This is a genomic window from Clostridium estertheticum (assembly GCF_018861295.1).
Lineage (GTDB): Bacteria > Bacillota > Clostridia > Clostridiales > Clostridiaceae > Clostridium_AD > Clostridium_AD estertheticum_D.
In genome coordinates this window covers 1-13,025 of sequence record NZ_JAHLDM010000011.1, presented here as the reverse complement: position 1 = coordinate 13,025, position 13,025 = coordinate 1, and the positions used below count along the sequence as shown (strand labels likewise).

The 13,025-nt window shown below is 29.2% G+C and carries 14 protein-coding genes; 7 read left to right on the top strand and 7 right to left on the bottom strand.

Annotated features, from left to right (window positions below; translation table 11 throughout):
* Nucleotides 1-42 precede the first annotated feature (42 nt).
* The 4 genes from KPL54_RS12240 to KPL54_RS12230 all read left to right on the top strand — a co-directional run bounded on the left by KPL54_RS12240 (nucleotide 43) and on the right by KPL54_RS12230 (nucleotide 2,018).
* Complete coding sequence (locus KPL54_RS12240) at nucleotides 43-408, top strand: hypothetical protein (RefSeq protein WP_216106827.1); 366 nt, start codon at nucleotides 43-45, stop codon at nucleotides 406-408.
* Nucleotides 409-453: 45 nt separating this feature from the next.
* Complete coding sequence (locus KPL54_RS26520) at nucleotides 454-582, top strand: hypothetical protein (RefSeq protein ID WP_268037453.1); 129 nt, start codon at nucleotides 454-456, stop codon at nucleotides 580-582.
* Nucleotides 560-1,111, top strand: coding sequence for a hypothetical protein (locus tag KPL54_RS12235; protein ID WP_216106826.1), 552 nt, complete (start codon nucleotides 560-562; stop codon nucleotides 1,109-1,111). The genes KPL54_RS26520 and KPL54_RS12235 overlap by 23 nt, the downstream gene beginning before the upstream one ends.
* Nucleotides 1,112-1,334: 223 nt before the next feature.
* Nucleotides 1,335-2,018, top strand: a complete 684-nt coding sequence (locus KPL54_RS12230; RefSeq protein ID WP_216106825.1) for a hypothetical protein — start codon at nucleotides 1,335-1,337, stop codon at nucleotides 2,016-2,018.
* 95 nt (nucleotides 2,019-2,113) lie between these two features.
* Here KPL54_RS12230 and KPL54_RS12225 read toward each other — a convergent pair whose 3' ends face one another.
* Complete coding sequence (locus KPL54_RS12225) at nucleotides 2,114-5,242, bottom strand: hypothetical protein (RefSeq protein ID WP_216106824.1); 3,129 nt, start codon at nucleotides 5,240-5,242, stop codon at nucleotides 2,114-2,116.
* Between the two features lie 176 nt (nucleotides 5,243-5,418).
* Here KPL54_RS12225 and KPL54_RS12220 point away from each other — a divergent pair, with 176 nt between their 5' ends.
* The 3 genes from KPL54_RS12220 to sigK all read left to right on the top strand — a co-directional run bounded on the left by KPL54_RS12220 (nucleotide 5,419) and on the right by sigK (nucleotide 8,556).
* Nucleotides 5,419-7,365 (top strand): serine/threonine-protein kinase, encoded by a 1,947-nt coding sequence (locus tag KPL54_RS12220; protein ID WP_216106823.1) that lies wholly within the window; start codon nucleotides 5,419-5,421, stop codon nucleotides 7,363-7,365.
* 12 nt (nucleotides 7,366-7,377) lie between these two features.
* Nucleotides 7,378-7,692: a hypothetical protein gene (locus tag KPL54_RS12215; protein ID WP_216106822.1), complete on the top strand. Its 315-nt coding sequence runs from the start codon at nucleotides 7,378-7,380 to the stop codon at nucleotides 7,690-7,692.
* A gap of 159 nt (nucleotides 7,693-7,851) precedes the next feature.
* Nucleotides 7,852-8,556 carry an RNA polymerase sporulation sigma factor SigK gene (sigK, locus tag KPL54_RS12210; RefSeq protein WP_216106821.1) on the top strand — a complete coding sequence of 235 codons (705 nt, stop codon included), beginning with the start codon at nucleotides 7,852-7,854 and terminating at the stop codon, nucleotides 8,554-8,556.
* A gap of 55 nt (nucleotides 8,557-8,611) precedes the next feature.
* Here the strand turns inward: sigK and KPL54_RS12205 are convergent, their stop codons facing one another.
* The 6 genes from KPL54_RS12205 to KPL54_RS26085 form a co-directional block, all read right to left on the bottom strand.
* Nucleotides 8,612-9,052 (bottom strand): GatB/YqeY domain-containing protein, encoded by a 441-nt coding sequence (locus KPL54_RS12205; RefSeq protein ID WP_171296387.1) that lies wholly within the window; start codon nucleotides 9,050-9,052, stop codon nucleotides 8,612-8,614.
* 108 nt (nucleotides 9,053-9,160) lie between these two features.
* On the bottom strand, nucleotides 9,161-9,685 hold the full coding sequence (locus tag KPL54_RS12200; RefSeq protein ID WP_216106820.1) for a hypothetical protein: 525 nt from the start codon (nucleotides 9,683-9,685) through the stop codon (nucleotides 9,161-9,163).
* 179 nt (nucleotides 9,686-9,864) lie between these two features.
* Nucleotides 9,865-10,038 carry a hypothetical protein gene (locus tag KPL54_RS12195; protein WP_216106819.1) on the bottom strand — a complete coding sequence of 58 codons (174 nt, stop codon included), beginning with the start codon at nucleotides 10,036-10,038 and terminating at the stop codon, nucleotides 9,865-9,867.
* A gap of 28 nt (nucleotides 10,039-10,066) precedes the next feature.
* The gene (locus KPL54_RS12190; RefSeq protein WP_216106818.1) at nucleotides 10,067-11,425 is read right to left on the bottom strand and encodes a VanW family protein; all 1,359 of its coding nucleotides are present in this window, start codon (nucleotides 11,423-11,425) and stop codon (nucleotides 10,067-10,069) included.
* A 207-nt stretch (nucleotides 11,426-11,632) separates the two neighbouring features.
* Nucleotides 11,633-12,526, bottom strand: coding sequence for an MBL fold metallo-hydrolase (locus KPL54_RS12185; protein ID WP_216106817.1), 894 nt, complete (start codon nucleotides 12,524-12,526; stop codon nucleotides 11,633-11,635).
* Nucleotides 12,456-12,746 carry a CoA-binding protein gene (locus tag KPL54_RS26085; protein WP_253203451.1) on the bottom strand — a complete coding sequence of 97 codons (291 nt, stop codon included), beginning with the start codon at nucleotides 12,744-12,746 and terminating at the stop codon, nucleotides 12,456-12,458. Before KPL54_RS26085 ends, KPL54_RS12185 begins: the two co-directional genes overlap by 71 nt.
* Nucleotides 12,747-13,025: the final 279 nt, after the last annotated feature.

The following is a 13,025-nucleotide window of genomic DNA, read 5'->3' as shown; positions in this document are numbered from 1 at the left end:
TATAGATATTAATGCAACAAATATCAAGAAGAGGGGAAATACATGAAGAATAATAATAGTAATAATATAGTAAAACAAGCTCTAATAATGTTTGGAATACTGTTTGGAGGAAGCATTGTTTGCATTATGGCTTCAGTAGTTATAATAACAAAAAAACAAAATGATATTTATATACTTATATTGTGGGTAGTGTTTTTTGTTTTTTACTTTGTATATTTGATAATTTATGGTATTTTAAAGGTGAAAAATGGAAAACGTATAGAAGCGGAACATAAAAATGGTACTATTGCAGAAGAAGAGTATTTAGATATACAAAAAAATAATAGAAAAGATCAAGGTCTAATTCAAAAAGTAATTTCAGTAATTGTACTAATTATACTAATAAGACAGCTGTTTAGTTTATTTTAATGAAAAGTTATTGTTAAATCTTAAATTAAAAGGGTAGAATGATGAATGGGAAAAGCAATTTGGATAATGTGGAAAAGGTATAAAGGATATAGATATGATAATCAAGTATGCTATAAAAGAGTGGATTATATTGTGCAAGGAGGAGAATTAAATGAAAGAGAAAATAAGTATTGATTTAAAAAAGTATAAAAAGATTTATGTTAAAAAGACACTTTTATATTTATTTCTATATCCAATTTTAGTAATGATAATATTATTAATTTTAGGAAAAATTATAATAAAATTGGGATTTAGCTCGGCTCCTATTCTTACGGCATTTATTTTTGTAGGAGGATTTGTATTCTTTAATATTATAATCACTTGGTGGGCTTTTTACTTTGGATATAGGAACACGTATATATCTACGAAGTTTGTGCTTGAAGGGGACAATATTTTATTTATTCGTTTAAAAGAGAGAAATCCAATTTCAGGTGGAACATTTTATTACCATAATATACAATCGGTTAGTAGTTACACCATTACTAATGATAAAATAATTGTTAAGGGATGTATATTAAAAAGAAAAGTTGATGAAGGTGGTTCAGAGGACGAATTCAAGGAACGTGTAATTAATAGTATTAGTGTTCCTAATGTTTTTGGAAATGTTCAATTATTAGAGAAGGCTTTGAAGAATAAAAAACAAGGTGAAGAATCTATCTACTAAGGTTCTTTTAGAGATGAAAAAAATGAAATTACATAGTGAAAATTAATACAATAGTGTCATTTGAAAAGGAAATTATAATTATGGATTATGATAATTAAAATAATAGAGGTTAAAAAAGCGAACATAATATAGAAGAATATGAGATAATGAAGCATTATTTGACAAATTATGCTTTTATGGTATAATTTTAATAGAGTAAATTTAGATATATAAGGAGAGAAATATGAAATTTTCACACAAGGTTACAACAATATTTTTGTTGGGGTTTGTTGCACTGAGTGCAGTAGGTTGTTCTAATTCTCAAAAGACAGCGGAACAAACAACACCCAAGAGTTCAACACAAGTAGCTAGCAAAACTACTACTCAAAAGAGTACAACTAAACCAGCTAGTACTGCTGCCTCTAAAACAGAAGCAACCTCAAAAACAAAATTAGATACTGCCTTTGTTGGAAGCAAGGACATAAAAAAAGTTAAGGTTAGTGATTATATTTACAATGAAGAGAAGAACAAACCGTATGTAAAAGGTGAGTACAAAGAAGTTGATTTTACCATTGATTTAATTAGTAGATATCTTAATGGTGATGCTACAGCTTATAAGAGTATTGTGAGTTATCCTGCAGATTATACACCAGGGTTAGTAAGCATTAATGCGAAAGATAAAGGTAAATTAGTAGATTACTTGAAAATTTTAAAAATTCAACTTAAACTAAAAGATGGTCAAGCTGTTAATGTGAAAGCATTAAGTGTTCAATATGATGGCCCTGATTTAGTTACAAAAAAAGGTGTTAGTATAATGCTAAAGGTAGGCATTAATCCAAATGGAGAGAAAAGTACTTATTGGACTTTTTTTGGTGCTCAAGTCTTTGAAAAGGACGGAAAGCTCGTAGCTAAGCTAAGCCAAAGTTAAAGTAGTACAATAGTTTATGTAGTACATAAGGAATAAATCCCCTTTGCTAAGTTAGCAAAGGGGATTTATTCATATTACAACTTATAGGGTTCAATTTATTTAGCTACGGTTTTTTTTCTTGATTTAAATCTGAAAAACCCAAATATTCCAGCTGCACATAAGGCAATCAAGCCCCCAACTATAGGGAGTGAACTTCGTTTATTTTCTGTAAGAGGGTTTATAGCTTTGAGAGCGCCAACAAGTGTCTTATTTTCAATTGAAAAGTGGATTGTTTTAGTTGCTACATTATCAGCTGTATCAGTAGCTTTAATCACTAATGTATAAGGTCCAGCATCATTAATAGCCAGTCCAAATATATAGGGCTTACCATTTAAGGTCATCTCATATTTTATAGCTTCCTCTTTATAAACTTCAGGAATAATTCCTGATTTATAGGTTTTGCCCTCCTTAACATTCGTAATTCGTATAATTGGAGGTGTAGTTTTTATAAAAAATGTAAATGATTTTTTAGTTACTTTGCCAGATTTATTTTTGGCAGTTACAATTATAGTATGTTTACCGTCGGTAGTTATATCTTCGCCATGATATATTTCACCATCTAAAGTCATTGAAATTGAATCAAGGCCATATTTAGATTTGGTAATTAATAGTGGTTTTATTATTTTATTAAAAGTTTTATTATTTAAGGGATATTTAAACTCTATAGTAGGACTACTCTTATCAATTACAAAGTGAATTAGTTGCTCACTTATATTGCCAGCTTTGTCCTTTGAAAATATTTTCAAATCATAAACTCCATCTTTGGTGATTTCTTTGTTAGTATACTTGGCACCGTTCAATGTCATGGTATAATTAAGTAAGTTTACATCTGCAAAGGTTATATTAGGATTGACATCAGTTGCATAAAAGAAACTTTGGATTAATCCGGATACATTAATTTGGGGTCTAATCGTATCTAATATAAAGGTTGAAGTTGTTGTTTTTGAGACATTACCAGCCAAGTCCATTGATATTGCTTCTAATACATATTTTTGGTTTTTATATAATGTTGGTAAATTTTTAGGATCAACTGAACTGCCGTTTATTAATACTTCAATAACAACATCTTCTGGTGAACCTGTAGTTATAATTGGTGTGAAAGCCTTATTTACATATGGACTATTTACATTAAATGAAACCACTGGTATTGTACGGTCAATGGTAAAGGTCAAAGTTTTAGTGGTTTCATTTTGAGATAAATCTTTTCCATAGGCTTTTACCACATATTTTCCCTCTTCTGTAGCATGAAAATTATAAGAATAGAGACCGTCACCAGTCTTTTTTATAGATTTACTTACATCAATACCATTTATGGTGGTTATATTAGAATCTAAATCAAAATTTTCATCATAAAAGGTAATTAATGCATCAATTGATTTATCATTAGTAATTTCGTTATTAATAACTCCGCTTATAGCTATGGTAGGAGCAATTTTATCTAAAATAATAGGGTCGCCATCTTCTATAGTATCATAAGTTGTAGATTTATTTCCGGCAATATCTAATAAAGAAGATATTTTAAAGGTTATATTTGCATCAGCATCATTTTGGGTTAATCTATAGCTTGCAGAATATCTATCTCCCAAAATTAAGTTAACGTTGCAATCATGACCGTTAATTTCGACAAATTGATTTTCTTTAAGTTTTTCACTGCTTGAAAAGTTTAAATTAACAATATCTGATACATTAGGATAATCAGTATCAATCCCACTACTATTAGTTGATTTTAAGCTTATATTAGTAAAGGTAGGTGCTGTTTTATCAAAAATCACAGAAGAATCGATTGGATTAGTAGGAAGTGCGACATTACCTGCCTCATCTAGTATTCCATTAAAATCATAAATTATTTGACCATCCAAAGTAGTATCATCTAAGGTGTATTCTGCTTTATAGTGATTTGTATTTGGAGTTTTAACCGCTGTAACTTTATGTCCAGCTATAATTACATTTGTAGCCACAAATTCAGTGCCATCCGTATCAAATTCTAAGGACAATTTGTCTTCAGGTTTAGCAAGGGTAGCTATTGGATTATTTGAAGTAAAAGTAACATTATTAATAGCTGTTGGAGTTTTATCATATTTAATGTTTTTGTCAACAGGCATAGTATTTATAGCGTCTTTATTAAGATTTCCAGCCAGGTCAGTTAAATTTGATATTTCAAAATTTATATAGCCTTCTGGATCTATATCTTTTAAGACATAAGAAGCAGTATATTTCAATCCAACATTTGTAATAAGCAAAGGAATAACTATTTTGTTGAAGATCTTTATTATAGGGGCCTGCGCGTTAAGGGTTGAAAGTGGTTTATTTGTTGTAAAGTTTAAGTGAATAGTAGAACCAATTTTTGCTGATTTATCAGAACTACCTGAGTCAATGTAAACATCACTTACAGTTGGTGGTGCGTTATAAAAAGTAACCCCAGGGCCTGATGTAACTGAATTTATGCCATTAACCTCGGTTACTCCAGAAATATCTATTAAGTTAGTAATTTTAAAGGTTATCGGACCTTGCGTTTTTATTTTGTTTAATGCATATGTAGCAGTATATGTATTGGGAACAATACTAACAGGTTTAATATTGACCCCATTAATTGTTACTATTGGAGTTCTAGCAAGAGTACGAAAACTAGTGAATTTCAAAGTAACAGTATTGCTTGAATTCGCATAATCTTTATTAGCATTATCAGATAACATTGTAACTTCAGATAATACTTGTTTGGTTACATTTATGTCTGTACCAGTGGTGATTTTAGAAACATTAGTAGCCATATGGTTTGAGGCCATATCAATTACATCACTAATAGTAAAGGTAACTGGTCCATCATGAGTTGTAGGTGCGATTACATAGGTTGCAGTGTAGTCATTTCCAATTGAAGTTACATCGCTTTCTTTAATTGCATTGCCTAAAATTGTTATGGTTGGATTATTTTTGAGAAGCTCACTGCTTGTAAATTTTAATGTTATTGTATCCCCAATTGCTGTAGTTGACGAATTACTACTAGAAACAATTTTTACATTGGATAAAGTAGGGGCTATTGTGTCGCTATAAGCATTTAATGATAAATTGTTTTTTTGTGTCACTTCCGTTTGTGATTTTAATTGTTCCGTTGTAGCATTGACAGGAACAACTGTGGTTGAAACTGTAAAGCATACGGCAACAAGTATTGCTAATTTTTGACGATTCAAAAAATATCTCCTCCTCGATTAATAAACAAATATGATTTAAGTTTACAACAAAATATGATATAATACAACCATATAAGACATAAAAGACCAAATAAAGAAATAAATATAAAAACATTGAATATAAATAACTAATTGAAATAGTAAAATGATATAAATGAAGATTGGATGGTTGAATTATGGAATTAATTGGAAAGGTTTTTGAAAATAAGTATCAAATTCTTGATGTTTTAGGTAAAGGTGGGATGAGTACAGTTTATCTTGCAAAAGATATAAAGTTACAAAAATTATGGGCTATTAAAGAAGTATCTGTTAGTACAATTAATTCTAAATCAAACTTAATGGCTGAAACAAATATACTCAAGAAATTAGATCATCCAGCATTACCGAGAATAGTAGATATAATTACTATAGATGATAGTATTTATGTAGTGCTAGATTATATAGATGGTATTTCATTAGATATTCAATTACAAGAGGTTGGTATATTTGAAGAAAAAACTGTAATTGATTGGGCCAAGCAAATTTGTGATGTGCTTGATTACTTGCATTGTATAAAGCCTAACCCTATTATATATAGAGATATGAAGCCTGGAAATTTAATGCTTACATCGCTTGGTAAAATTAAGTTGATTGACTTTGGAATAGCAAGAGAGTACAAAGAAGAGGTATCTACAGATACCACATGTATTGGTACAAAAGGATATGCTGCATCAGAGCAATATGGAAGTCATCAAACGGATGCCAGGACGGACATTTACAGTTTAGGTGTTACTTTATATCATCTAGCGACAGGGAAAGGACCAAATGATCCTCCATATGAAATTAAACCAGCACGAGAGATGAATCCTTTATTGTCTGAAGGATTTGAATATATAATTTCAAAATGCACGAAACAAGATCCAACTCTTAGATATCAAAATGTTAAAGAAATGATTTTTGATCTCGAAAATATTCATAAACTAAATTCAGCATATAGAGAATTAGTAAGAAAGAAAATGTTGAAAGTGTATATTATACTATTTTCATTTGTTTTATCAAGTGTTTTTATTTTTAGTGGGAATTGCGGAATACAAAGAGAAAATATCAAAGAATACAACAGTATTATTAAAACTGGAGAAGAGTTAAAAGCGGATAAAAAATATGATGAAGCTATTACAACATTTGATATAGCTGTAGAAAAAAATAGTAACAGACCAGAAGCGTATATAGATATAGCAAATAGCTATCTTGAAGATACAAGTCTTGAGGAAAATCAAAGATTAGAGAAAGGTATTAGCTATTTAATTGATAATGTTATATTAAAAAAATTAAGTGTGGCTAAAGATGAAAGAATATTAAGCCTTATGGGAAATACATTCTTTAAAGAAAAAAATTATAAGGAAGCTTATAAATATTATGGAATGATAGAAAATCCTACAGACAAATCTGTAATATTTTACAAGGATACAGCTCAAACACTAGGATATGAGCAGAAATCATCAAAAGAAATAATAACTATAATATCTAATCTTGAAAATTACATTAAAACTATGCCAGACACAGATGTGAGAATTAGAAGTTATATGGACTTAACAGACATATATACAAGTAATCAAGATATTTATCCAAACAGTTTTGATAAGGTTATAAAACTATTAGAACAGGCAAATTCAGTGGGGGAGGCAACAGGCAATGCAACAGGAGACTATAAGCTGCATGTAAGACTTGGAAAAGCATATAATGACAAAGCAGGTAATCTTAAAGAGGGTACTGCTAAATATATTGCCTTAATGAAAAAAAGTTTAGAATACTACAATCTAGCTTTAAATAATGGTTTTAATAAAGTAGATGGATACTATTCTATTGGAAATGCATATGAAAAAATTGGAAGTTATGTAAATAGTGAAAAAACTTTTCAAAAAATGATAGATATGTTTCCTAATGATTATGTGGGATACACCCAATTAGGATTACTTTATTATAATATTGAAGTTCATTCACCAACTACAAAGAAAAATTATACTAAGGTGAATGTTTATTATAAGTTAGCCTTAAAAAGGTATGATAGATCAATAAATGATGATCAATTTGGTTTGTTAGAAGATCATATAAAAGAGCTTAAAGCTCAGAAATCAATAAAATAAGAGGGAGAGTGTATGGATAGAAATTTATACATGAGATATGTAATACTTCTAGTTATCGGATGTCTTGGTGCGGTGGCAAGCATAGTAGTTGGAATATACATTTACATTAAGGAAGATCTAAGTGAGTATATAAATCTTGGACTAATTACTAAATTTAATAGTAAGAAGAAATTTGAGAAACAAAAGACACATTGTATAGAAGCTAAGTCTATTCAATTAGTAAAAAAGGCTAGCAAGTCATTAGAAAATACGGGACTAATAAATGAGAATACTACACTATTGGACGAGAATACTACATTATTAAGTGATGAGAAAATGAAGCAATAAATATAATTAGTTTAAAAAATGAATAAGGTTATAATATAAGAACTAAAATACTTATTTTGGGACTGTTTTAAATGGTTACATTGTAAAATTAAATATTAAAAACATGAAAACAAATAATTAATCATATTATATCTATAAGCTCTAGTAGGAGGAACATCTGTGTTTTTCATAAATAGTTTATTAGATATGATAGGAAATGTTACATTTTTAACAGCTTATATAACTGGTACCAATTCATTTCCTCAACCACTAAGCGAGGAAGAGGAAAAATACTATTTAACAAAGTTTGCGGAGGGTGATTTATTAGCTAAAGGTACATTAGTTGAACGAAATTTGAGATTAGTAGCACATATAGTAAAAAAATATTCCTACCCGGGAAAGGATGTAGATGATCTCATATCTATTGGAACGGTGGGACTTATAAAAGCTATTGATTCCTTTAATATGAATAAGGGAATAAGGCTCGCGACTTATGCTGCAAGGTGTATAGAAAACGAGATACTTATGTTAATTCGCAGTAACAAGAAAATAAAAGGGGAAGTGTATCTGCAAGACCCTATTGGCACGGATAAAGAGGGAAAAGAGGTATCCCTTATGGATGTATTACGTAGCGAGGAAGATCCTATTAGCGATATAGTAGAGAATAAAATACAAATTAAAAGGCTTTATAGTAAGATAAATGTAGTTTTGAAGGAGAGGGAAAAAGTAATAATTCAAATGCGTTATGGATTAATCGATGGTAAACCTCGAACTCAAAGAGAAATAGCATTAATACTCGGGATTTCGAGGTCATATATTTCTAGAATTGAAAAGAGAGTACTTAAGAAGTTGAATAAGGAATTAGGTAATAATATTCTAGAATAAATGAGTTTACACAATAATTTAGGGTAGTAATATAAATATTACTACCCTAAATTATTTATGAAAGTAACTGAATTACAAGTGGATTTACCTTTCTACTATCATACTTACCTTTGAGCTTTGGCATAATAGCCTTCATAACTTTTCCCATGTCACCTTTACCCTTGAAACTATTTTCAGCAATAACCTCAGCGATGATTGCTTTTGCTTCATCTTCAGTGAATTGTTTTGGCATATAAACCGAAAGCATTTCAATAGATATTTCTGATTCAGATATGATTTCTGTGTTACTAGCTTGTTTTGCATAGTCGAGAGTTTCATGTAATTGTTTAATTGTTTTTTCAATAATACTTACTAGGTCGATTTCTTCAATTTCTTTCTTTGAATCCATTTCTTTAGTTTTAACGTCAGCCATTAAAGTTCTTAAAGTAGTTAGTCTTATCTTATCCCTGCTTTTCATATATTTAATAATATCGTCTTTTATTGTTTGTTTTAACATATGTATTTACCTCCTAATGATTTAGTATTATTACAAAATTATTATTTTTGCAAAAGCATACCGTATACGTACATTATACTCTTATCATAGAGCAAGGTCATATATATTTTATTTATCAAATATTCTATGGAAAATTCCTTTTTTTCTATGGAGAACTTCTTCGGCTAATGCTTTAGTTCTTTGTTTTTCAAGAGACTGGTTTAGTGTATCAATTAATTGGATATCGTGTTCTTTAATGGTTTGAGGCAGGGATAATACAATTTTGTTTTTCTCTTGTTCTTGTTTAAAGAGGATCTGTGTATTTTCTAATAATTTATTAATATCATAGAGTTGCCCGTCTTTTACATTTAATTGTTGTTTAATAAATTCAATGTCATTTTTAAGTGTTTCAATCATATCTTCCTTTAATAAATTTACTACGTTAGATGCAACTACAGTAGCTGCTACCTCTGAATCGGAGGTTTGATTATATTTTAGGCATTGTTTAATTGCCTCTAGTCCTTTCTCATCTACACAGGTTTTACCATTGTGTGTTATTAAAAAAGGTTTTACTTCAGGTAGTTTCATTTTAGCATATGCGGTTACTTTACTTATATTTAAATGCTTAGCAATTTTAAATGCATCATAGATCATAGTATGCGCCTCCTAATTATATATAAGAAGTATTCTCCAAATATTTCCAAATTCCTTTTTTTACAAGAATAAATAATTAAAATTAATTAGAATCTTGTTAAATTTAATAAAATTCTAATTAAATACTTGAGTTATTATCTGTTAAGGCGCTGATACTCTGATTTTACGTGTTATTTGTATTATTTTAAATCAATGATATATGTTGTAAAAGAGTTATTATTATCATTGTTTATCCATTGTCCCTCGGTAGGATAAATGCTATCCTTCTTTGTATCTGTGTTTGGAGAAAAAGCTGAAAAAGTAATTATGAATATAATGCCTAATGTAATTACGATAACTTTTTTATTTAGCATATTTACTTCCCCTTTTTAGAATAGGTGATCACTTAACTTTTTTTATACCTACTCTAATTACCTCAGCTTTTAACTGATAGCTATCATTTGAAATTAGTTCATGATTAATTACATTACCATTTTGAATTGTATTTTTATATGTTCTTACTTTATATCCAACCAAAGGAAATTGTTCTTGAACAATACTACCAACAGGAAGAGTAGCATCATCTATATACTGAGTAGGGCCAGGCTGAACAGCAGCATATATATCATTCACAAGAGTATAAGACTTATTGGCTAAACTTGAATTAGAATAAACATTAAAAGTTAGTATCTTATTGTTCACAATACTCTCAATAAAAACAGGATATCCTAAGGTATTAGTAAATTTGTAGTCTAAATTACCCCAATCTACTGTTGCATCATTCCCTAGTGGTATATAAGTTGAAGGTATGGAATGATGATTCCTCTCAGTAGATTTAATGTTTGACCTAATTATGGCATTATATAATGCTGTAGATACTTGACATATTCCACCACCATAATCGGAACTTACTTTGGTACCAATATCAACGGGTGCTGGCTGATAACCTTTGTCTGCTGTTCTTTTACCTACAGTGTCGTTGAAACTAAAACTTTCTCCAGGCATTAAAATAGTTCCGTTAATAATTTTTGTTGCAAGGGTTATATTAGTGGATCTACCATATGCTGAAGTACTAAAATCAGAAGAAAAACTTGAGAGTTTTGTGTTGACAGTTTGAAGTTTTTCTTTCGTTACAGTTGCTAAAGTAGTTTTAATTTCTGCGCTTACACGAATATCCCCAGAGTTTACGTCGCCATTTATTTTACTTAAGATTTCCTTTTTTAGTTTATCATCCATAAGTGTAGATCCTTTAGTGTCAGGTGTAACAATGAAGGTATCGCCATTCATATAAATGCTTGCATTTTTAGGAGTGTTATTAATCTCTTTTTTCATATTAGAAATTAGATCTGTTAGAGGTTTAGAATTATAGGTAAATTTCATAGTAATTACCTTGTTTTCAGATTTTCTAATTAATTTATATTTTCCGTATAGTGATAAAGTTTTGCCGTAATTAAAAGCCTCAGTAACTACATCATCAATATTATATTTTGCATTCATCTTTGCAAAGTTTAACGAATATGTCTTCTGCGGTGTTTTAATATTTACGTTTTTCTTTAACATAGTGGATTGATATTTCTGAGTTACCATATCTTTTGCCTGCGCTAGTGTTTTCCCAGATATATCTAATTCACCGATTTTAACACCTGGGTATACAAGACTTGCCCATTTTTTTGTATTATAATTAACATATGTATAAAGTCCACTAGATCCCAAAACGACTATTAGTAGTAAAATTATCATTATTTTTACATTCTTTTTCATAAGTTTTATTATTCCCCCATATTCTGTTAAGTTTTATTGTATAAACATATAATATCAGTATATTATTTCAAAAGTATACATTTTTATCACCAAACCTTTTATGCTCATTTATCATACAGTAAATTATATCATAGATATAGGCATCTAAATATTCTTTAATATTAACTTTTATAAATAGATTAAGCCTGAGAAACAATAAATTATCTCTCAGGCTTTTGAGTATTTAAGGAATCCATTATTCATATTTAAAACTATAAGTCCTGTTTCATTTAAATATTCAACGTAGGACCTTAACATTCGCTCAATTAGGGTATATTTATATATATCGCTTATATTAATATTAAAATTTTCAATAACAGTTTTTAGAATATCTTGCATTGTCATAGCCCCTACTATGAGAGTATATATTGCTTTTGCTCTATTTTTATAGAAATTTATATTATCAGTTATAAGTCCTGTAATTTCGTTATATATACCTTTATGTGCAACTATGTATTTAGAACATTTTAAGTCATAAAGTTTTGATTTGCTTAATAAATCTTCTGTGAGTATATAGGCATAGGGCATTTTAGAGCCATTCATGACTTCATGACTTATAAGTGCGTCTCCAATATAGGCAACATCATCTGGAGTTGTTATGCATATATGTGAAGGACTATGCCCTGGCGTATGAAGAATTTTGAATTCAACTCCACATATATATATCGAGTTTTGATTATCATAAATCATAATATCTGTTTGACAAACCATATGTCCAAAATGCAACGCAACATCAGATAATGTTTGATTACTGTAATAAAGCTTGAGATTTATAACTGAACTACAAATAAGAGCTTCGTAGGCTGGCATTGCGATTATACAATTGAATTTATTCTTTAAAAAAGTATTGTTACCTATATGGTCAACATGAGCATGACTGCATATTATGGCAACCACCTTAAAGTTGTTATTTTCTAGTAGTTCATCAATTCCGTGTCTTTGTCCTTTTGCCCATCCAGAATCCAACATAATTATTTCTTTTTCATTAATTTTATAAAATGGTATATATGTCATACCAGTAGTAATACAAAATGTATTTCCCATAATTTTTTTTATCTCCATGTATTATTTTAGTGAAAGTGTGCTTATTGTAAATAGACACTTCCACTAAATACTCACTTCCTTTATTGTATACTTTATTTTCAATAGATGGATTTACACCAACTACATTAAATCCATCTGTTTTTAAAGAAAGTAATATTTTATAAGCATATTTTGATTGATTTAATACATCCACAACTACAACCCAGTTTTTATAATTTAAAAGTTCATTTGCCTTCAATTTTATCATCTTCTAGTAAAATATAATATATATTTATGATTATTACCACAAGTAAATAAATTGTTTTAAATTATTTTGAGCATTAGAACTGCATATTCAACATACTCACCACTTATAGAAGTGGGCGATTGTAAACCGCAAAAGCGGTCCAGTTCTCATTGAACTAAGAACCGTAAGAAACAATATCATTGTAACATAGAGCTTGTTTAGTATTCTAAACAAGCTAATTTTTTATAATAAGCTACAAGTATAATTATTTCATGAGTAGCTCATAATTAA